The sequence below is a fragment of the Sphingomonas morindae genome, from assembly GCF_023822065.1.
Taxonomy (GTDB): Bacteria; Pseudomonadota; Alphaproteobacteria; order Sphingomonadales; family Sphingomonadaceae; genus Solisphingomonas; species Solisphingomonas morindae.
Window position 1 is genome coordinate 43,558 of the sequence record NZ_CP084932.1, and the last position, 21,039, is coordinate 64,596.

17 protein-coding genes are annotated in these 21,039 nt (G+C 62.2%); 11 read left to right on the forward strand and 6 right to left on the reverse strand.

Annotation, left to right across the window (positions count from 1 at the left end; translation table 11 throughout):
- Positions 1 to 105: 105 nt before the first annotated feature.
- Positions 106 to 621 carry a universal stress protein gene (locus LHA26_RS19255; protein ID WP_252168994.1) on the forward strand — a complete coding sequence of 172 codons (516 nt, stop codon included), beginning with the start codon at positions 106 to 108 and terminating at the stop codon, positions 619 to 621.
- A 278-nt stretch (positions 622 to 899) separates the two neighbouring features.
- Here LHA26_RS19255 and LHA26_RS19260 read toward each other — a convergent pair whose 3' ends face one another.
- Positions 900 to 1,760 (reverse strand): EamA family transporter, encoded by an 861-nt coding sequence (locus LHA26_RS19260; protein ID WP_252168995.1) that lies wholly within the window; start codon positions 1,758 to 1,760, stop codon positions 900 to 902.
- Between the two features lie 149 nt (positions 1,761 to 1,909).
- Between LHA26_RS19260 and ftrA the strand changes: the two genes are divergently transcribed.
- Positions 1,910 to 2,887, forward strand: a complete 978-nt coding sequence (ftrA, locus tag LHA26_RS19265) for a transcriptional regulator FtrA (RefSeq protein WP_367890760.1) — start codon at positions 1,910 to 1,912, stop codon at positions 2,885 to 2,887.
- A 279-nt stretch (positions 2,888 to 3,166) separates the two neighbouring features.
- Here the strand turns inward: ftrA and LHA26_RS19270 are convergent, their stop codons facing one another.
- Positions 3,167 to 3,331, reverse strand: a complete 165-nt coding sequence (locus LHA26_RS19270; protein WP_252168997.1) for an SDR family oxidoreductase — start codon at positions 3,329 to 3,331, stop codon at positions 3,167 to 3,169.
- Between the two features lie 468 nt (positions 3,332 to 3,799).
- Between LHA26_RS19270 and LHA26_RS19275 the strand changes: the two genes are divergently transcribed.
- The gene (locus LHA26_RS19275) at positions 3,800 to 4,249 is read left to right on the forward strand and encodes a GNAT family N-acetyltransferase (RefSeq protein ID WP_252168998.1); all 450 of its coding nucleotides are present in this window, start codon (positions 3,800 to 3,802) and stop codon (positions 4,247 to 4,249) included.
- A gap of 330 nt (positions 4,250 to 4,579) precedes the next feature.
- Here the strand turns inward: LHA26_RS19275 and LHA26_RS19280 are convergent, their stop codons facing one another.
- Positions 4,580 to 5,818, reverse strand: a complete 1,239-nt coding sequence (locus LHA26_RS19280; RefSeq protein ID WP_252168999.1) for a site-specific integrase — start codon at positions 5,816 to 5,818, stop codon at positions 4,580 to 4,582.
- Between the two features lie 159 nt (positions 5,819 to 5,977).
- Here LHA26_RS19280 and LHA26_RS19285 point away from each other — a divergent pair, with 159 nt between their 5' ends.
- Positions 5,978 to 6,904, forward strand: coding sequence for a hypothetical protein (locus LHA26_RS19285; protein WP_252169000.1), 927 nt, complete (start codon positions 5,978 to 5,980; stop codon positions 6,902 to 6,904).
- On the opposite strand, the gene LHA26_RS19290 is transcribed toward LHA26_RS19285, so the two are convergent.
- The 3 genes from LHA26_RS19290 to LHA26_RS19300 form a co-directional block, all read right to left on the reverse strand.
- On the reverse strand, positions 6,898 to 7,914 hold the full coding sequence (locus tag LHA26_RS19290) for a ParB/RepB/Spo0J family partition protein (protein WP_252169001.1): 1,017 nt from the start codon (positions 7,912 to 7,914) through the stop codon (positions 6,898 to 6,900). The two genes, LHA26_RS19285 and LHA26_RS19290, sit on opposite strands and share 7 nt — an antisense overlap.
- A 79-nt stretch (positions 7,915 to 7,993) precedes the next feature.
- Positions 7,994 to 9,199 carry an AAA family ATPase gene (locus LHA26_RS19295; protein WP_252169002.1) on the reverse strand — a complete coding sequence of 402 codons (1,206 nt, stop codon included), beginning with the start codon at positions 9,197 to 9,199 and terminating at the stop codon, positions 7,994 to 7,996.
- Between the two features lie 165 nt (positions 9,200 to 9,364).
- The gene (locus LHA26_RS19300) at positions 9,365 to 10,591 is read right to left on the reverse strand and encodes a replication initiation protein (RefSeq protein ID WP_437441275.1); all 1,227 of its coding nucleotides are present in this window, start codon (positions 10,589 to 10,591) and stop codon (positions 9,365 to 9,367) included.
- Between the two features lie 579 nt (positions 10,592 to 11,170).
- On the opposite strand from LHA26_RS19300, the gene LHA26_RS19305 reads away from it, so the two are divergent.
- The 7 genes from LHA26_RS19305 to LHA26_RS19335 all read left to right on the forward strand — a co-directional run bounded on the left by LHA26_RS19305 (position 11,171) and on the right by LHA26_RS19335 (position 21,038).
- A complete protein-coding gene (locus LHA26_RS19305; RefSeq protein ID WP_252169003.1) occupies positions 11,171 to 12,025 on the forward strand; it encodes a DUF7146 domain-containing protein in 855 nt (284 codons plus the stop codon).
- 78 nt (positions 12,026 to 12,103) lie between these two features.
- Positions 12,104 to 16,327, forward strand: coding sequence for a strawberry notch-like NTP hydrolase domain-containing protein (locus LHA26_RS19310; protein WP_252169004.1), 4,224 nt, complete (start codon positions 12,104 to 12,106; stop codon positions 16,325 to 16,327).
- 138 nt (positions 16,328 to 16,465) lie between these two features.
- The gene (locus LHA26_RS19315; protein WP_252169005.1) at positions 16,466 to 18,565 is read left to right on the forward strand and encodes a ParB/RepB/Spo0J family partition protein; all 2,100 of its coding nucleotides are present in this window, start codon (positions 16,466 to 16,468) and stop codon (positions 18,563 to 18,565) included.
- A gap of 125 nt (positions 18,566 to 18,690) precedes the next feature.
- Positions 18,691 to 19,644, forward strand: a complete 954-nt coding sequence (locus tag LHA26_RS19320) for an ArdC family protein (protein ID WP_252169006.1) — start codon at positions 18,691 to 18,693, stop codon at positions 19,642 to 19,644.
- 36 nt (positions 19,645 to 19,680) lie between these two features.
- Entirely contained in the window at positions 19,681 to 20,289 is a 609-nt protein-coding gene (locus LHA26_RS19325) for a DUF6927 domain-containing protein (protein ID WP_252169007.1), read from the forward strand.
- Between the two features lie 42 nt (positions 20,290 to 20,331).
- Positions 20,332 to 20,532, forward strand: a complete 201-nt coding sequence (locus LHA26_RS19330; RefSeq protein WP_252169008.1) for a hypothetical protein — start codon at positions 20,332 to 20,334, stop codon at positions 20,530 to 20,532.
- The gene (locus LHA26_RS19335; protein WP_252169031.1) at positions 20,532 to 21,038 is read left to right on the forward strand and encodes a thermonuclease family protein; all 507 of its coding nucleotides are present in this window, start codon (positions 20,532 to 20,534) and stop codon (positions 21,036 to 21,038) included. The genes LHA26_RS19330 and LHA26_RS19335 overlap by 1 nt, the downstream gene beginning before the upstream one ends.
- The last annotated feature ends 1 nt before the right edge of the window (position 21,039 follow it).

The following is a 21,039-nucleotide window of genomic DNA, read 5'->3' on the forward strand; positions in this document are numbered from 1 at the left end:
CAGGAAGTCTCGAAATGGCGTCCGGGGCTCCCGTCCTCATCCCGGCAACGAGCTCGGCAGCCGGCCTGCGCAGCAGATCTTTGCGCACGATTGGCATGATTCCCGGTGGCGGCCCTTCAAATCGGACAGGAAGATAGCAATCAGATGTTCAAAAAAATTCTTGTCGGCATCGACGGAACCGAAAGCACCGAAAATGTAGTAGGCATTGCGGCCGATCTTGCGCGCCATTTCGAGGCGGAACTGCATGTCGTGTGCGCAGTCGACCCCGCATATTTCCTCGACGAACCCGACGGCGCGCGGCCGACCCCGGTCGATGAGATCGACTATCCAGCCGCCGCGATCGAGCGTGAGGGCGCGGACAGTCTGGTGCGGCAAACGGTTTTGGAACTCCGCGCGAGAGCAGTGAATGCCTTTGGTTCCGTTGTCCCTGGAGAGCCGGTGACGATGATCCTTGAAACGGCACATAAACTTGCCTGCGACACGATCGTCCTAGGACACAGGCATCTTTCGTGGCTCGGCAGGCTTACCGAGCGTTCAGTGTGCCACGAACTGCTCGAAAAATCGCCCATACCTGTATTGGTCGTTCCAGCCGAACCAGCGCCGGCCTCGGCTTCAAGGTGATCATGACAAGGTTGGTGGCATCCTCCAGAAATCGCAGCCACAGCCTTCAAATAGTTAATCCAGGTCGACACCCTTGAAAGACTGCGGCGGCTGAACGGCCCGGCCTGGATGGACTAAGGACGGTCTGCCTCCCATTCCTGGAACGTTAGAACCTGCGTTTCGTGATTTACCCATTTACCCGAACAGTGGGAAAGCCCATCGGGATTAGCCGCTCTGCGGTTTCGCGCGGAAGCAGTGCGCACGTTCGCGGACTACCTGTGCGCGCGCTTCGCTGAGACCTAAACGGCAAGGAGAACCGCGCCGATAAGGATTGCGGACACTCCTACGGCTTGCGTGTGAGACAACCTCTCCTGTCTTAGGGCGAGGCCAAACATCGCGGTTATGGCCGCAGCAAAAGTGCTCAAGACCGTGACGATCGTGACTGCTCCAGTCGCCATACCCACCGCGAAGGTCCCATAGCCTATGAGGTTGCACACGCTTTGGAGCGCGAGGAGCGGAAGCGCCTCTCGGCTGGGCAAGATCGGTTCCCGCCGTACCACAAGCGTCGGCGCAAGAGCGAGGATCCCTACGCTGAAGAATAGCCAGAGCATGGGTGTCGCTCCGATCGCGGGAACAGCGAACTTGCCCTGCACCCAGAAGCCGATGCCGAAGCAGAAGGCCGTCAGGAGCGCGTAGCCAACCCCCTCGCCCCCCCGCGCGTTTTGGCGATTTGGAGCAACCGCTGCAAGAGGCGCTCCGATCAGGCAAACGAGGATTCCGGCCAGGCGAAACCCGCTCAGCCCATCGCCACTTATCACCACACCGAGAAAGGCGGTCACAGCGGCGTAACTGGTAATCAGCGGTGCTACGAGCGAAGCGCGGCCGATAGAAAAGGCCCGGAGCAAAGAAATCGAGCCTGCGAGATTGAACGCTACCGCCAGGACACCGTACAGCCATCCCGTATGAGATGCTGCAAGGGCCTTTTCTCGCAACAGCGGCATCACCAGTATCAGAACTGAGACGGCCACCCATCCCGCCGACTGCGTGAATAGTGCGGTTCTTCGAATGCCAACCAATTTGGCCGTACTGCCCGCCAGGTAGTCAGCAGCCCCCCATCCCAGCGCGGCGAGCAGGCCCATCAGCATGGCGATCACGATCATGCGACCACCCATGACCATGGATGGCTCGACGTTGCCCAGCGATCGTAAAAGTCGTTCATTGGAAGTCCACCGCGCAATAAGAGCGCGGCATTGTTGCGCTTGCTTATGCTCGCTGGCCATCGGCACTAATGACATGTATCGTTAAGATCATGCCAAAGTCTCCTCGCCCCCCGAAACCTTCGCTCGTGATCGTGGCGTATGACGGACTTTGCCTCTTTGAATTCAGTACGGCGCTTGAGACATTGGGGCCGCCGCCGTCGGGATGGGAGGACAGGTGGTACGATGTGGTCGTTGCGTCCGCAGACGCGGCGGCCCTCCGTTCTGGCGGCGGCTTACGGTTGGCGATCGACGGAGGGCTTGAGCTTTTGGACCAAGCCGACACGATTGTCGTTCCCGGCTGGCGGGCTGTAAGCGAGCCGGTTCCGGACTCATTCGTAGAAGCGTTGAGACGAGCTCAACAGCGCGGCTGTCGATTTGTGTCAATTTGCACCGGCAGCTTCGTATTAGCCGCCGCCGGCTTGCTAGACGGTCGTCGCGCGACCACCCACTGGCAACATGCCGAGTTCTTTTCGGCCACCTACCCCGCCATCCACGTCGAGCCCTCCGTCTTGTACGTCGATGAGGACGATGTTCTGACATCCGCTGGGTGCGCGGCCGGACTGGATGTCTGCCTGCACCTGATCAGGCGGGACTTCGGGCCGACCGCGGCCAATCGCGTCGCCCAGAGAATGGTGGTGCAGCCGCACAGGCAGGGCGGGCAGGCCCAGTTCGTCCATCAACCACTACCTGTCCGAGAGAATGCCGCTCTGGCTCCACTGCTCGATACTTTGCGCAGTCGGATCGACGCAGATATCAACATCGATGCGCTGGCAGCCGAATCCCGCATGAGCCGGAGAACGTTTCTTCGGCGGTTTCACGACACGACCGGTACGACGCCAGGGGAATGGCTGCTCAGCCTCAGGCTTGAACGAGCCAGATCGCTCCTGGAGACGACCGCCATTTCGATAGAACAGGTCGCCCAAGGCAGCGGCTTCGGTTCTGCGGAGACCTTACGGCATCACTTCCGCACGAGAATAGGCACGAGTCCAACAGCCTATCGTCAACAGTTCTCAAGCATCGCAGCGTAGCTGCATCGCGAGTACCTCGCGCGCGAACTTTCAAAGTCCGCTGCCGAACCGGGATGTAATGCTGCGCGTTCACGTGCCAACAACAACGCCCGCAGCGCGCTTCGGACATTGGTGGCTGCAATGCGAACTCCTGCGCCTTAGGACGCCTCGCCGAAGCAAGGCGTCCTATCACTCGTCCAGACCTGAGCGCCGACTTTGCATCACGATGTCTCTCGTTCCCGAAAACCGGCGACCGGTTATCCCTTTGCGGCGCCAATCTCTTGGTTCGACGGCCACCGATCAGCCCAGGTGCCAGCCGCCGTCGACATCAATCACGGAGCCGGTCACATAGTTGTTGGCGATGACAAAGGCGATGGCCTCAGCGCTCTCCTCCGGCTGCCCGACGCGGCGCAGCGGCAGTTGTGCGGCGAATGATGCGAAATAGTCCCGCTTCTTGTCGCCCATTTTGTCTCAGAATTGCGTGCTGGTCATCCCGGGCGACACCACATTGACGCTGCGCGGTGCCAATTCACGGGCAAGGCTACGTGTAGGCGCTCGCAGTCGTAGCGGCGTCTGCTCGCCAACAGCGCGATTTCCTGCTCACGCTATCTGCCACTGGCGCATGGCACCGTACTCGGATTAGCAGCCAATGTGCTCGCCATCATTCGTTGCTGCTCGCAATCGGAGATGCCTGCTCATATTATCCGCTCCGGGCGGATGTCAGAGGCGGGTTCCTCTCACGGGCCGGATCGTCCCGTTTCTCCGTCTCCAACCGGCCTTTTCGGGAATGAGCAATCGGGAACATATTTTGGGAAAACAGCTATTCCCTTGCCGTCGGGCACGCCTTGCGACAGTCAGCCGTCCCGACCATCCTTCCTTTTCGAGAATATGGTCGCTCTTTTCCTCCGCCATTTACGGCGGCATAGTCAGCGAATGAGCGAAACGATCCGGATTGCGACGCTGGTTGACGAAGATTCCGTCACCACGGTCACACGAGCAGCTTATGCCAAATGGGTGCCGGTCATTGGTCGCGAACCCTTACCTATGAAAGCCGACCACGCCGCCCATATCAGGGATCATCGAGCGGACCTTCTGCTGGTAGATGATGAAGTTGCCGCTTTGGTGGAGATCATTCAGCGTCACGACGACCTGCTGATTGAAAATGTTGCGGTCGCTCCGGCTTTTCAAAAGAGGGGCTACGGCAGGAAAATGGTTGCTCATGCTGAGCGCTTGGCAGCAGAGGCTGGGTTCGAGGCGGTCAGACTCTTCACTAATGCGAAATTCGAAGAGAATATACGTCTCTACAAATCGCTGGGGTATGACGTAGAGCGAGAAGAGGCGATAGCTGACGGTATCCTAGTTCATATGGTCAAAGCCATTTAGCTGACGCCGTCCTGAACGAAGACTGTTACTAACGTGTTTGGTTTATCAGTCGCGCGCCGCTATAACCGCTGCGGCTCCTCCAAGTGTCAAAGCACTAATTCTGTTCGCAAGCCGCACGGCAGGCGGGGTACGGAGGAACGCGCGCGCCTTGTGAGCGAGAAATGTCCACGTCAGATCGATCGCAGCCAGTGTAAGAAGTGTCACTGCTGCCAACGCGGCCCATTGCGAAAGCCCTACCTTGGAAACGTTGACCTGCCCCATGAACGACCGGATCTGGCGATAGCGGCGTCGATAAAAGCATGCCGGAAGTCGCCGTCGTCCTACTTTTCATCATTCCAGCTTGCGCGCCAGCCGCCCGACAGCGCCCGATTCGGCCGCCAGATTCCGATTATAAGCGAGGGGCATGCGCGGCGACTTCCAGCGTAGCGCGTCCATAATCCCGGCAAGATCCTCGCCCGCGACGAACAAATCTTGATTGAGTCCGACCCGCGTCGAGTGCGCGCTGATCCCCTTCAGCAATCGCGCCAGATCCTCCGCTGTCAGATCGGGCAAAGCGCCGAGATCAAATGCCCGCTGAATGATTGACCGAAAGATCGGCCCAATCGATCCCGGATGCAGCGCCACAGCGCCGATGTCATACTCCACGCGTGCCTTCACCGCGGGCTTGGAGAGCGTCTTGCGCAGATCCCAGGTCTCCCGGCCCGAGATGCTGTCGATCGGTCGCCCGCGCACCGCGGCGCGCGCTTTGTAACGCCGCACCTGGACCCGCCGGAACACCGGCCCTGCCGTGATCTCGGCAGCCTCAGTCCAAGCCGCGATCGCCGATGCGGTGCGCGGGCTGAGATAGGCGGTTGCCCCCTCCCCGTCCTGGTCGCCTTTGTGGCGCGGGATCTGCAGCAGTCGCGCGTCGGGATCGATCGCTTCCTCGATATGCTCAACGGCAACCGCCACAAGCTCGGAGGCGCGCAGGCCGGTGTCATAGGCGGCCGAGAGCAACGCCCGATCGCGCAGCCCCGGCAGATCGTCTCCGCAGCTCTCGAGCAGCGCGCGGATGTTGAGCCCCCGCGCCTTGTCGCGCTCGACGTCACGTACCGGCCCCTTAAACCGCAACGGCCGCGCCTGCTTCTGCGCCGCCCCTTTCTCACGGCGCACGGCCTGCAGCCGCAGCTTGACCAGCGGCGCCGACGTCGGATCTTTCAGATCGAGCAGCTGGTGGATCTTGGCGATCGACGCTTTGTAGCGACCGAGCGAGGCAGGCTTGCCCCCCTTCCCTGCCCGCGCGTCGAGATAGTCGGCCACGGTCTCGGCCGTCGCCGGCAGCGCGATCCGGTTGGTGCGCCGGCACCAGGCGTCGAACGCCTCGATATCGGCTTTGAGCGCGCGGATGCTGTGGGGTGACGAGGCCGCCTGATAGGCAGCTATCAGCGCTTCGTTGATGGTGATGCGCTCGCCGGCGCGCATCTGCACGATGGTCCACGCGAGGTCGTCCGGCACCCTGACCGCCGGCAGGGACGCCTCAGGAGGCGCCACAGCGCGTTCTGGCCCGTCCAAGGCGGTTTGGGTGTCCACGATGCGGCGCGCTCCTCAGCGCTGCTTGTATCGCGCCTTATAAGGTGCGGTCAATTCCGCTTATGTGATAACTGCAATTATCAACTATCCTCTTTTAGGGAATACGAGAGACTACAACCAACCCATGACTTTGGTTGTGATACGAGATAGGCATACACCATGGCTCGCCCTGCCCCAGCACCTCCTCTTTTGCTTATTGGTCGGCTCGACGGCCGCCTTCTAGGAAGCCCGGCGCGCGATATCTGGCTCGCCCGCGCCCGCGTGAAGGCCGCGGCGACGGTCGCCGGCATTGCCGGTGTCCCGGTCGATACAGCGGCCCTCCTCGATTGGATTTGCAGTCGAACCCCTCCACCCCGCCATAGCGAGGGTCTCAACGATCCGCTCTCGATCGCAGCGCTCATGCATTTCCTGTTGCTCGCCGAGGATTCCAGCGATTCCGTCGCCCGCGCCTCACTCAACGTGCTGCGCACCTTGCTCGACGATCGCGCGCAGGCCGAGATGTGGGGCGGAGATGATCTGGTTCGGTTCGGACAGACGTTCAGAGAGGCACGGAAGAGACTTTGCGTCCCCTACCCCTCCCCTACCCTTCTATCAGTCGCTGAGCGCCTCCTGGCAGTCCACAAGGAGCTGGAAATCAGTCCGACGGAGGGTCGCAGCGTCACGACCATCGACGGGCGCACGCTCCACGTCGATCCGAGAAGCTTCGGAACGGTCTGGCTTCTCGCCTGCATGCTCCCCACCGCGCTGGCTGCCGCTGGCTTCACGCTCCAGCATATTCCGTCCTTTGTGTGGCTCCCGAAATTTCTGTCGAGCGGCCCGGCCGAGCTGGCCGAGGAACTCGAAGCCGCGCTCGGGCGCACAGCCGCGTTGGGGCTCACAGAACTCGACAGGCTTGAGCGCATTGTAGCCACCCTGCCCTCAGACCTTGGCGTTACGCGCCGGAGCAAGTTGCCCACACTCATGCGCCTGGAGGCATCATACCCCGGACTGCGCGTGCCCGCGATCGCCCGCTTGCTCGGCATATCTCCACAAGGCGCGGCTAAGCTGGCCGCGCAGGCTCGATCGGCGGTTACAGTCCGCTATTGAGGCCAATGCTGGTCCAGGAGGGTTCGGATGGCCTCCTCAGCATCCTGGCGTGTCGCTCCGCCCCTGCTCAGCAAGGTTAGACGGACACCCTTGCGGTCGGCACTCTCGATCCGGAGCACCGGCTTGCCGGCCGCGGTCGAGACCGTCTCGGCCTTTCCTGTCTTCTTGGGGGATCCTGTCTTCTTGGGGGCGTCGACCGCGAGGCTTAGCGCCTTGATAACATCAAGGATTGATTGGGCTGGAGCGCCGGCTTCCCGAGCATCCGCAATCCGGGCTGCTTCGGCGAACGCCCTCGCCTTCCGCTCATCCGGCTTCAGCAGGCCCTTGAGCGCTATGGCATTGCGGACTCCGAGGTCCTGTGGATTGGAAAACGCCCGCGTCAGTTCGGTAGGCAGTCGGGCGAGATCGAGATATCGGGTGAGCCAGCTTTCGCTCACCTTCAATCGCTCCGCCATCGTCCGCTGTCGCCCATCATAATAGAGGTCCAGCGCCCGGAGATAGTCCCTCGCCCGCTCCAGATCGGTAAGATCGTCGCGCGCCCGATTCTCGATGTCGGCCAGGCGAAATGCTTCCTCGTCGCCGATCTCCCGGATATCGACGAGGAACTTGAAGTCCGGATAATTGTGCGAGCGCAGCCAGCTAATCGTCCAATGCCGCCTCGCCCCGCAGATCACTTCAAAATCAAAGTCAGCGTCGCCCGACACGCGACGGACGATCGCGGGCATTTCCTGGCGACCTTGCGCCTTGATGCTCTCGATGAGATCGGCGCAGCGCTCTTCGGTGAGCAAAGCGTAATCGCGGTTGTGCCCGGCCCACATGCGGCACCGCGCCGGGTCGACCAGTTCGTGGGTCCGGGTGACGATTGCCCCCGAAGCGAGGTCAGACAGCCGGTTCGCTCGTCCGGTCAGGACGTTCGATGCGATCCCGGTTCGGCGCTGCGGCGCTGGTTCATCCGACAGGTCGATCCCTGCCGCCAGATCGGCCGCAAAGCCACTATTTTTCCTGCTCATAAGAGCCTCCCTTCACCGAAATTGCACGCGTGCAATTTTCTCCGTTCGTCCGATCTTGCACGCGTGCAATTCGGTATTTTCATGCCAACGCAGCCTTTCGCAGAGCCGGTTGGTGGCTCGGCCACATCGACCGAATATCGACTTCGATTTCACTGTTTACGCCGTCGAGATAACCCAAGCATCGGTTGCGAACCGCCGAACTGGTGGCCGGCCCATCGAGCTCATAAACAGTCATGAGCCGTGCGGTCGCATTGTCAATCTCGGCCGAATCCTTCAGCGGCGTGCGGACCATCGCGTGGCCGAACAAGGTCCGCATCAAATGCAACAGCTCCTTCTGCATCGACTTGTTTTCGTCGACCTTCGAGGCCACAAATCGGAGGAACTGGAGCTGCGGCGCCATACCTCGCTCTGCAAGCTGTTCGATCGTCTCGTCGAGCATCGAAAGGAACGCCGCGGTCGAAGAGAAGTCCATGACCGTCGGCGGGACCGGAACAACCAGCGCGTTCGCGGCGCGAAGCACCGACAGGGAAATCGCCCCGAGCGCGGGCGGCGGGTCCATCACGATGACATCGAAGCGATCGGCAATGCTATCGATACCGACCTTGAGGCGGTTCAACAGCGACTCGAACCCTCCCCTCGCCATCCTCGCTGCCAGCTCATACTCCGAATTGAACAGCCGCAGATTGGCTGGGATCAGCTCCAGACCGTCAAAGTGAGTTTTGCGGAGCGCGTAATCGAGTGAGGTCCGTTCATCCTCCCGGAGGAACGGATAGAGCGTGTCATCCTCGGTCAGGTCGAGGTCAGGCACATAGCCGAACAACGTCGTCGCGGAGGCCTGGCTGTCACAGTCGACGAGCGCCACCCGATAGCCTCTGATCGCGAGATACTGGGCGAGATGGACAGCAACGGTCGACTTCCCGACGCCGCCCTTGAAGTTCTGGACTGCGATGACGCAGGCCGGATCTCCTGGTGCCCGATATGGCCGGGTCCCGAAGACCCCCCGCATGTCATTCAGCTGTGCCAGCGTATAGCGTTCACGCCGGTTATTATCGCCTCGCGAAGGCTCTGGCAGGCGGCCGTCCTTCTCCGCGTCGCGAATCGCAGCCGGTGTGCGGTTCACCAGTTCCGCAGCCTTGCTGATTGTGAAAGTCGGCTCGCGGCGGTCATCAGCTCGTGCGCTACGCGCCGAATCCCTCAGCTTTTCCAGCACCGACGACGTTCGCGCAGCTAGCGTTGCAACCGAGACGAGACGTTCGGCTTCCTCAATATCGAGTCCGTTAGACACATGCCCACCTTTCGCAATCAAGCAGGTGGTACTTCAACTTGCGCTTTTCGGTCAAGAAAATCACGAATTGCGAAAGTGAGCATCCGCGATTGGTGTATTTTCGCCCTCCTGCGGCCCTATCCTGACTCGGTGGGGGCTACGGGAAAATTGCACGCGTGCAATTTTCTAGCTCGGCCGTCCCCGGCGCGTAAGGAAGGCCTCGCAGAATCCCTTCCACGACTTCTCGAGTTTCGACCCCGAGAGCGTGTTGAGACGATCCCCCATATGCTCACGGTATGCGTCTGCGATCAGGTCGACGTCCCATCCACCGCCGTGGCGCAACCCTATCTCGCGCGCCGCATTCTCGGTCACGCCGAAGTGCAGCTTACCCCGCGGGAAACGCGCCCATGGCTCAGCGTTCACCCCAGCGGAACTTTCCGGGGTGGCAAGAGACGCCGTCACGCGCTTGAGGACGTCAGCCACCGCCGCACTATCTACTGCGTCGCTGCGGGGGAGGGCGCTCTCAATGGCAACGACTTCTTCGACCGCATCCTCCCGGCGCGCCTTCCGCCCGGTTGAGTGCCGACCAAGTTCATCGACCGTCGCGATCTGCGCAGGCGCGTCCTTGGGCGCGAAACGGAACTCAATCTCGGTTACCGCGCGGCCGCGTCGGATCTCCTGCCACTCCACCGTGTAATGGGCGAGCTGATCGATTTCTGTCTTGGCAACGGTCAGGACCTTTCGCCGTAACTGGGCGAAGTCGCCGTACTTATCCGGATCGATCCCAAGCGCCGCACGCAGGCCGACCATATCGACCTTCCAGACTGGCTGACGACGATGCAGGCGAAGAGCACCTTCTTCGTATAGTTTGAGCGCGTAGGCGGACCGAAAGCCAAGAACTGCCTGCCGGTTCATCACCGCATAGGTCTCGGATTCCTGAATCAGGCGGCGAGCATCCGGCGTGAACTGCCACTCGATCCAGCCCGTCTCCTTACCGCCGTCTCCGACCTCCTCGACTTCCTCCCAGGAAGCTTGGATCAGGTTGAAACGCTTGGTTGTCCGCTTCCCGCGCCAAGACGTGTCGTCCTCGGCGAACAGCGTGCGATGAAGCTCCTCAAGCATATCGCCGATGCGTTCGTTGCCCTTGTGGCCGCGGCGGATATCCGCCTTTCGCATCCGGTGTGTTATATCCTGCCACGCATCGCCGCCCGCCGTCAGGATCATCAGTGCCAGCAGGCGCGATGAGGTGAGACTGAGAGACTGGCCCTTGACGAATCGAACCTCGACGAGCCTACCGGGTTTGACGAACTCGTCGCCGCCTTTGCGGGCGAGGGCAGCGGCCACGCGCATAGACCGGGCGGTCGAAACTTCATCGCCGCCAACGTCGTGCTCGTTTTCCGCTGGTTCTCCCATGCGATTCACCCCAATCTGCGGGGAAAGTTGCCTGTCCTGACCTCGCTCGTCAAGTCAGGACAGGCTAATTGGCGGAAATCGCCCCCAGGAGGTCAGGATAGAATCGCTGTCAGACTCGGTCGAAATTCCAGCGATTCTGCTGAGTCGCACAATCCGAAGGGCACGCCCCAATTGGACAGGTCAAACAGCAAGAAAATGCCCATATTACCGTGGCTGGAGAGGCCTCCCCCAAGAAGACAGGATAGACCCCAAGGGGTCAGGATAAGTCCCCCATGCCGACAGGATAAAGCCCCCAAGAAGGCAGCCAATTGCCCCCATCAGGTCAGGAATGACGTCAATTCCCTTAACAAATACAATCAGTTGCTCTCCCTGAATCTATGAATCATTAGAATCTGAGAATCACCCCGCCGCTGGCGCGCCGGGCGTTTTTCAAAATGTGATTTGAAAGAAGTGAGTCGGCGAATGCCTCCCGACTCGCTCCACCTCCACGACCGCGCCTCAGGATAGGCCATGACGACCCCATGGCTCCGGATGGAGGAGAGGAGGGGGGCTGCCGTGGGCGAGCAAGGAGGATGTACCATGCCCCTCACAGCAAAGCGCCCGACCCAAGAACTCGTCGACATTGTCGGAACCCTCGGCGGCAAATGGTCCGGCTATGTCGCGATGTGCCGATGCCCCGCGCATAACGACAGCGACCCAAGCCTCTCGATCAGACAGGGTGATCGCGGAATCCTCGTGACCTGTTTCGCAGGCTGCGCCCGTGAAGATGTGCTTCGCGAACTCAGGCGTGTACGATCAAGCCATCGCTATCCGATTCCCGATAAAGGCCAGTACCACCGACCGTCAACCGGCGCGCACATCTGGAACCAGGCTGTCGAGATTACCGGCACGCTTGCTGAGCGCTATCTGGATCGTCGCAATCTGCTCCCAGCGCCGCCCGACGTTCGCTATCATCCGCGATGCCCCTATATGCCGAAGCCGAGAACCGTCTATCAACCGGCTCTGCTCGTCGCGGTGCGCGAAATCAGCCAGCTCGTCGCCATTCAGCGGATCTTCCTCGACCCCGCCTCCGCCCACTATGTGCGCAAGGTCATGCTTGGCGTACCGGGCAGCGGCGCATGGCGAGGTAGGGCAGCGGGTTCGGTCCTGGCCATCGCCGAGGGCTTTGAAACGGCAGACGCCTTCAGCCGCATGCACGACATTCCATGTTGGGCATCGCTAGGTGCCCGCCGCCTCGACCAACTGATCATTCCACCGGGTGTCACCACGCTCCTGATTGCCGAAGACAACGATCCGGAGGGACGGCGAGCCGCAGCGAACGCTCAACAGCGTTACATCCGCCCAGGTCTCTTGATCGAACGTGTGCCGCCGCCATCCATCTACAAGGATTGGGCCAAAGCACTTGATGCCCAGGAGCGGCTTCGCCGCATCTAGGAGCCGAGCGCCGGAAAAGGGGAGGGGGACCGGGAATGTGTCGCTGCCGAAGGTGCAGCCACGCAGGAGCCCCCAAAAATGTCCTATCTCTTCGACGCGGCCGCCCAGGCTGATCGCGCGGCTGTCCGCCTCCTCCTTCCTCATCTCCAGTCCGGCGATCCCGTCCACCGCCGGGTACTCAACCAGGCGATGTCGGCGGCTTTCGGTGGGTCTGATGCCGATGGTCACTGGACCCAACGCGGTAGCTTTGAACTCCTCGAGCACGCGCTTTCCATCCATCTGCAGGCAAGCGGGTCAACTCTCTCCGGAATGGCGGATGTCCGTCCCCTCATCGCCCTATCCGAGCGGTTGCCGACCCAAACCGTCCGCAGCGAAGATCAGATCGAATGGCAGCAATTCTCGACCCCGATCGATATCGCGGCGATCCTCACCTTGCTGGCCGACGTGCAGCCGGACGATGTCATCCTAGAACCGAGCGCCGGCAATGGGCTCCTGGTCGCGCAGCTCCCGACCCACAAGGCGCTCCATCTCAACGAACTGGACCCGCTTCGCCGGGGTCGGCTTCACGCCGCTTTCCCCTCGGCGATCGTCAGCGGGCACGACGGAGCAACGATCAACTCGACGCTCGCGTCGCTTGATCGGCCCACGCTGATCCTGATGAATCCGCCATTCTCACGGTCCATCGGCCGCGGAGCCGACGACTATGCCGCTGTTCGCCATCTGCAGGCGGCACTGCGTCGCCTGGTCCCGGGTGGCCGACTGGTTGCAATCATGCCGGACTGGTTTGGCCCGGGCGCCCGGATGCGCGACCAGTACGAAACCGTTTTGCGCGACGTGACCGTCCGAACGGCCATCCGCCTGGAAAAATGCTACCAGAAGCACGGGACCTCGATCGCGGTTCGCATATTCGTCATCGACAAGGTACCGGGCAAATCGCCGCCCGCGGTCATTCAGCGCGCGTCGATTGCCAATCTCATCGATGACCTCGTCATTCCCGAACGATCGTCCGCACGGCCCAATGTGGTGATGCCCGCTCCGAAGCGATCGACGGGGGTGTCCCTCTTCCGCGCGGTCAAGAGCGGCCGACCAGCGCCTCGTGCCTATCACGCCCCGACACGCAACAACGTCCTGCCGGTCGAATACTCGAAGCTCGAGGTTGCTGCTCCGCTGCTCGAGCAAACCGGCGTCTATCTGCCCTACCGCCCGAGCCGCATTAGCTTCGCCAAGGCTGGCGAGCATCCGACGGCCCTCGTCGAATCCGTTGCGATGGGGTCGATCCCGGCACCGATCCCGGACTACGTGCCATGTCTCCCCGAACGGACCGTCAGCGAACGTCTCCTATCGGCCTCGCAGCTCGAGACCGTTGTCTATGCCGGTCACGCCTGGGCTCAATGGATCCCCGGAAACTTCAAACCCGACAAAGAGGGCGTCGGCCTGATCCTCGCCGAGGACGGTCATACCTATCGCAAAGGCTTCTTTCTTGGCGACGGCACGGGCGCCGGCAAGGGACGCCAGATTGCGGCCTGCATACTCGACAACTGGCTGCAGGGCCGTCGCCGCAATATCTGGGTCTCCAAGAACGCCCCTCTCCTCGAAGATGCGCGCCGCGATTGGACGGCGTTGGGCGGTCTCAGCGGTGACATTCAGCCACTTTCCAACTGGAAAATCGATGAGCCGATTGCCCTCGATCAGGGTGTGTTGTTCGTAAGCTATCCGACTCTGCGCTCCATGCGGGGCGATTCAACGCGGTTGAAGCAGATCATCGATTGGGCCGGTGCTGACTTCGAGGGTGTCATCGCCTTCGACGAAGCTCATGAGATGGGGGGCGTCGCAGGCGGGGAGGGGGCTCTTGGCGCCAAGGACGGATCCCAGCAGGGCATCTGCGGAGTGCTGCTACAGAACCATCTTCCGGCGGCACGGATTCTCTATGCCTCGGCCACCGGCGCGTCAGTCGTCAACAATCTCGCCTATGCCGTGCGGCTCGGGCTTTGGGGACCGGGCACGGCCTTCCCCGATCGCGAGCAATTCATCAGCGGGATCAGCAAGGGCGGTATCGCAGCGATGGAGCTTGTCGCGCGCGACCTCAAGGCGACGGGTCTCTATATGGCACGGGCCCTCAGCTTCGCTGGCGTCGAATACGAGATCCTGCGGCACGAACTGACCCCCGCCCAGATCGAGATCTACGACACCTACGCCGACACGTGGTCGATCATCCATCAGAACATGGAGCGGGCGCTCGAACTGACGGGCGTGGTCGACGGACTCGAAAATGCGACACTCAATAGCGGGGCCAAAGCCTCCGCACGCTCGCGCTTCGAATCCACCAAGCAACGCTTCTTCGGCCAAGTGCTCCTCTCGATGAAGCTGCCGACCGTAATCGCGGCCGTCCGGGAGCACCTCAAGGCGAACCAGTCGGTCGTGATGCAACTCGTCACCACCGCCGAATCCATCCTCGACCGGCGCCTGGGTTCGCTCAGTCCGGATGAACGAGCCGAACTGGAGATCGATCTGTCTCCCCGCGAATATGTGATCGACTATCTCGAACGCGCCTTTCCGACACGGCAGATGCGGGTCTTCACGGACGATACCGGCGCGCAGCGCTCGCTCCCGATGGAGGATGATGCGGGCAATCCTGTCTACAATCCCGAGGCCGAGGCCGCGCGGGCTCGCCTTATCGAACATCTCTGCGCTTTGCCGCCGATTACCTCCGCGCTCGATGGCATCCTCGAGCAGTTCGGACACGAGGACGTCGCCGAGGTGACTGGACGAACCAAGCGTCTCGTTGCGACCGCTGACGGGCGGCAGAAGCTCGAAAACCGCTCAGCCAGGACCAGCCAGGCCGAGGCCGCCGCGTTCATGCAGGGCCGCAAGCGGATCCTCGTCTTTTCGGATGCCGGCGGGACGGGGCGCTCATATCACGCCTCGCGCGATGCCCCCAATCAGGAGCAGCGTGTTCATCTGCTGCTCGAGCCGGGGTGGCGTGCCGATCGCGCAATCCAGGGCCTGGGGCGTACCCATCGCACCCACCAGGCGAGCACACCGCTGTTCAGGCCGGTGACCACTGACTGTAAGGGTGAGCTGCGATTCACAAGCACGATCGCCCGCCGCCTCGACAGCTTGGGCGCATTGACGCGCGGACAGCGCCAGACCGGCGGTCAGAACCTCTTCGACCCCGCCGACAACCTTGAAAGCGAATACGCCTGCGCGGCCTTGGTGAGCTGGTTCCATCTGCTTGTCGGTGGAAAGCTGAATAGCATCTCCCACGCCGAGTTCGAGCGACGCACCGGCCTTGAGCTCTGTGACAAGGATGGCGTCATGAAGGACGATCTCCCGCCCATCCAGCGGTGGCTCAACCGGATACTCGCGCTGCCGATCGCGTTGCAAAACAAGATCTTCGACGAGTTCCTCTCGCTCGTCGAGACCCGTGTCTCCGCCGCGCGCGAGGCCGGTCGCCTGGATGTCGGCGTCGAGACCATCCTCGTCGACACGGCAACCCTGATCGACGACACTTTGCTACGGACCGATCCGCTGAGCGGCGCGACCTCCCATCTCCTTACGATCGAGATCGCCCGGCGCCGGACGCCCGTTTCACTGGAGCGGATACTCAGAATCGGAGACTGCGACGGCACGGCAGAATTCATGGTGAACGCCAAATCCGGAAAGGTGGCACTTCAAACGCGGGCCCGCGCGCTCATGGAAGAGAAGGAGGGCACGCCTATTCCGCGCATCGAGCTCACGCGTCCGACCCGCCGGGAATATATGCGCGAAGACGACCTCTATGAGAGCGCCTGGGCACCGATCGACCGCGAGGCCTTCTGTGCGAAGTGGCTCGAAGAAGCTGAGGAGGCCGCGAACAAGGTCGACACCGAAACCATCCGCCTTGCTACCGGTCTTCTCCTTCCAATCTGGTCCGCGCTTCCGAGCGATCATCTCGTGGTCAACAGGATCGCCGACAAGGCTGGCAATTCCTGGCTTGGACGCCTCGTCTTCGACGAGCACGTCGTTCAACTCTTCACGAAACTCGGCATCGGTCAGGCCGAGACCCTGCCGGCACCCAATATCGTCAAATCGGCCTTGTCTGGTCGAAGCGTCGATCTCACGCGCCCGTTCCCGATGACCATCAAGCGTGCGCTCGTGAATGGGTCGTCGCGCATCGAACTGGTCGGCGCGCCGCCCAGCCAGCTTGTTTGGCTCAAGTCGCTCGGCTGTTTCACCGAGGTGATCCAGTATCGCACGCGGGTATTCCTGCCCGTCCCGAGCGCGGCCGACATCGTCGAGCGGCTTATTGCCGGGGCCGGCTAGTCCGGTCCCCAGGTTTGACGGTTCGAGCCGCCCCACGCGGGGCGTGAGCATCATCGTCCTCAGGCATGCCTGAGAGAAAGGGAAGGGGGAGCTGGGATGGTGTCCGGGATTTGCCGGACGCCAGAAGGAGTGACCCCAGTGATCCGGACTATCAAGCTCAACAAACTGCGTCTTTCGCCCGTCAACGTCCGCACCGCGCCGGACGAGCAGCTTCAGATCGAACCGATGGCGGCGAGCATCGAAGCCGAAGGCGTTCTGCAGAACCTTCTCATCACGCCGGCCAAAAAGCCGCGCGGCATGTTCGAGGTGTTCGACGGCGGCCGCCGGTGGCGGGCTCTGCGCCTTCTTGCCGCTCGCGGCACGATTTCGGACGCCGACTTTGACGTCCCGGTCATGGTGCTGACGGGCAACGACGCAGAGCTCTCCGAGAAGTCGACCGCGACCAACTTCCACCAGCTCAAGATGACGCCCGCCGAGGAATGCCGAGCGTTCCAACATTTCATTGGGTCGACCGGTGATCTCGATGCCGTCGCCAAGCGCTTCGGTGTCACGCGTCGGTTCGTCGAAGGTCGTTTGCGCCTGGCGTCGCTCGCCGAGCCGATCTTCGAAGCGCTCAGCCGCGGCGAGATCACCCTCGACATCGCCAAGGCCTATGCTTCGACGGAGAACCAGGAGAAGCAGCTCCTCGTCTGGAATGGGTATCAGACGAACTATGTCACGGCCGACACGATCCGGCGCGTCATCGCGAACGAGACGATGAAGGCCAGCGATCCGATCGCAGTCCTGGTCGGCGAGGCGCGCTATCGTGAAGCCGGCGGCAAGATCGATGGCGACCTGTTCACCGACGGCAACGACCGCTGGATTGATCCGGAGATCGCGCATCGTCTCGCCGGCGAGATCATGGAAGCCGAAGCGAAGCGTATCGGCGAGGAAACCGGCCTCGCCTGGATCCGGCCCATCGCCAGCAACTATGCCCACAACGCTGCACATGGGCTGTACCGAGCGATCCTGCAGCAGCCTCCCCTTACGGAGGAGCAGGCCGCGCGTCTGGCCGAGATTGAGGAGCGGCGCACCATGCTCGAAGCCGAGATGGAGGAGAGCGACCTCTCCGACGAGGCGTTCAAGCTGTTGGATCAGGAAGATGATCGCCTCATCGCCGAGGCCGAGACGATTGAAAACCGTTCTCCGGTCCTGCCTGAAGCCATGAAAGGCCATGTCGGCGCCTTCCTGCTCCTCACGCCGCAGGGCGAAATGCGGCTGGATACCCAATATTACAGCGAGCAGGAGCTGGTGATCGACGAACCTGACGGCGAGGACGGCGACGATCACGAGGACCGCGAAGGTGATGGCGCCGGTGAGCGGGGCAACAGCAGCTCCGAGCCGAAATACCGACCCGAGGCCGTCGCGCCCGGTGGCAAGCCGCTCAGCGCCCGGCTCTACGACGAGCTCTCGGTCCAGCGCCGCGACATTCTCGCGTCCTGTATCCTGGCCCAACCGGCGCTCGCGCTCGACTATGCGCTGTTCGTCATGGTCGACGCACGAACCAACTCGGCGTCGCGTTACCTCAGCTCGGTCAAATATGGGACCACCATCCGCGCGAGCAGCCCTCAGGATCCGGTCACGGGCGACCTGCCGGCGTCCCGCGCCCGCGACTATCTCGCCGAGGCTCGGGACGGGCTGGACGCAGCCTGGACGGAGCCCGAGTGCGAGGTCGAGCGGTTCGAGGCATTCCGGGCGCTCGACGATGACAGCAAGGCTAATTGGCTCGCCTACATCGTCGCGCTCTCGCTCGAGGCAAAACCCGGTTACTCGAACGAGCAGATCGCGCTGCACAACCGCCTCGCTTCGATCCTCGAGATTGACGTCGCGAGCTGGTGGCGGCCGACCTCGGAGAACTTCTTCGACCGGGTCAACAAGGGCAGCATCCTCAGCCTGCTCACGGAGATCGGCGGTCCAGCGCTGACTGTTCGTCACACCTCTCTCAAGAAGACCGAGATCTCGGAGAGCTGTCAGAAGCTGTTCGCCGGTGAGGTGATCGTCGAGCCCGAGGTCAAGGAAGCCGCTCTTGCCTGGGTGCCCAATGCGATGCGGTTCCTCGATCGGACGTCGGAAACCCCCGTCGATCCGACCGCAGAACGAGCTGAAGAGGCTACCGAGGCCGAGGACGAGGACGAGGGGGCCACCGACGAGGTGGCGCCCATCGCCGACGAAGAGCTCGGGGAATCCGTGGCCGCCTGATCCGCGATCACGGTGCCGACCCGGCGGCCGTCCGGTTTCGCCGCCGGCCATTCCCCACTGAGTGACGGACCGCCGGTGCTCGCCAGCATCGGCGGTCTCCCTTTCCAGCCATGGGATCGACCGATATGCCCACGAAGCAGAAGCCGAACCGCGATGTCGCGGCCGAAATCACCAACCTGATCATCCGCAAGCTCGAAGAGGGCGTTGCACCCTGGAGCCGCCCGTGGCGGGTAAGCGGTGCCGGTGGCCGTCCGCTCCGTCATTGCGGCACGCCCTACACCGGCATCAATGTCCTCTATCTCTGGGCGATTGCGGACGCGCAGGGATACCGCTCGCGCTACTGGATGACATATCGCCAGGCGGAAACCTTGGGCGGAAACGTCCGTCGAGGCGAGCAAGGCTCCCTATCGGTCTACTATTCCAGCTTCAAGAAGACCGAAGCTGACCCCGTCACTGGCGTCGAGACCGAGCGGAGCATCCGCTTCCTGCGCCATTACATCGTCTTCAACGCCGATCAGATCGACGGTCTGCCGGCCTATTTCTATCCCGCTGACGAAGATCCGGCACCGACCGATCCTTCTGCCCGCCAAGCTGAGATCGATGACTTCTTCCACGCGATCCCTGCGGACGTGCGCCATGGCGGAGACCGGGCGTTCTTCCACCCCACCTTCGACTATGTCCAGATGCCGCATCAACGGTCGTTCAAGACCATGGACCACTACGCCTCGACCCGGGCTCATGAGACCGTCCACTGGTCGGGCGGGACGGCGCGTCTGGCCCGGACCTTCGGAAAGCGGTTCGGAGACAAGGCCTATAGCTTCGAGGAGCTGGTCGCCGAGATCGGAAGCGGCCTCGTCTGCGCCCATCTCGGGCTACCGAACGAGCTGCATGACAATCATGCCAGCTATGTCGCCCACTGGCTTGGCATCCTGCGCGCCGACAAGACCGCGATCATCCACGCCGCTTCCAAGGCCGAGCAAGCTTTCAACTATCTGCGCGCCTTCGGGGCGACCGGGGTCGCGACCGCTTCCACGGACGTTCGGCCCGGGGCCGCTGAGCAATTCGCAGAGGCCGCCTGACGCGGCGCTTTCATTTGATCGACAAGGAGTTCAATCATGGGATGGCTCACCATGCCTTTTGCCTCGATGGGCGGACACCCCACCGCCAAGGCTTATCTCGATGACCAATTCACCTACACGCGCGAGGTCGATGGCGGCTCCAAAGGTCTGCGGGTTCTGGCTTCATCTTGTCCCCAGAACCGCACCTATTATGCGGCCACCCAGGTCATGACCAATGGCGTCGGCGGCGAGATTTTCGCCATCGTCTGCAAGGTCCACTGGTGCCCGGGCAGCAAGACCGGCGAGCAGTTCGGCTATAAGGACATGGAGGAATCCATGGGCCCTTGTGAGGACGATTGTCCGCAGAGCATCCTCGATCTCCTGACCCCGACTAATAATGAGCACGCCCAGGACTGGCGCCGCCGTTGCCGCGCCCGGCTCGAGCGCCGCTCCCGCAAGATCGAGGATGGCGACAGGATCAGGCTCGAAACGCCGCTCAAGTTCGTTGACGGACATACCGGGTCGGAGTTCATCGTCGAGAAGCGCGGCCGACGGGTCAGCTTTCGTGATCCCGAGACCTGCCAACGTTACCGGATCACAGGCTTCCGTGACCTGGCATGGCAGTTGGTGCCGGTGACAAAGGTCCATAAGACCATCTTTGCCTGAGGCGCGCAGCCTTTATCAGTCCTTCATCGACGAGGAGCACCCATGTTCGCCCAGACTGACGGCTTGTCACCAAAGCGTCTCCTGCTCTGCAGCCGAGAGAACGCCAACCGCGTAGCGTCGCGATTGCTCGACGAGCGGTGCGAGCCGCTGAGCATTGTGCGCACGGTCAATCCGCTCCAACCCTTCCGCGTCTGCACCTCGCCGTCGGCCACCGACATGGTCGAGGTGGAGATGGTTTCGTGATGCGGCATACGGCCGGCCTCACGCTCGCGGTGCTTGCAATGACCGCCGCGGCCTCGCCGGCGAAGCCGCAAACCTTCGATGCGCAGGCCCGAGCCCTCGATGGCGATACGGTCGCGGTCGATTTCAGGCTGCTTGGGGTTGATGCGTTCGAGCGCCGGCAGCTCTGTCAGAAGGTCGCCGGCTGCTGGCAATGCGGCAAGGCCGCACAGGATTTCGCGGCGAATGCGCTCCGCTCGAAGAAAGCATCGATCCAGCTGACGCCCTCATCCAGCTACGGTCGTCCAGTCGCGATCGTGACCGTCGATGGGCAGGATCTTGGCGAGCGGATGATCCGCGCCGGCCTCGCCGTGCCCGAGACCCAATATCTGCGCGGCGATTCGGCCCGAGCGGCGCCATATCAGTCGGCATTCACCCAGGCGAAAGCCCGCAGGGCAGGGGCGTTTGCCGGGACGTGGCTCGAACCGTCCCGTTGGCGGCATGGCGAAAGGCTGCGCTGCGAGCGCTGAC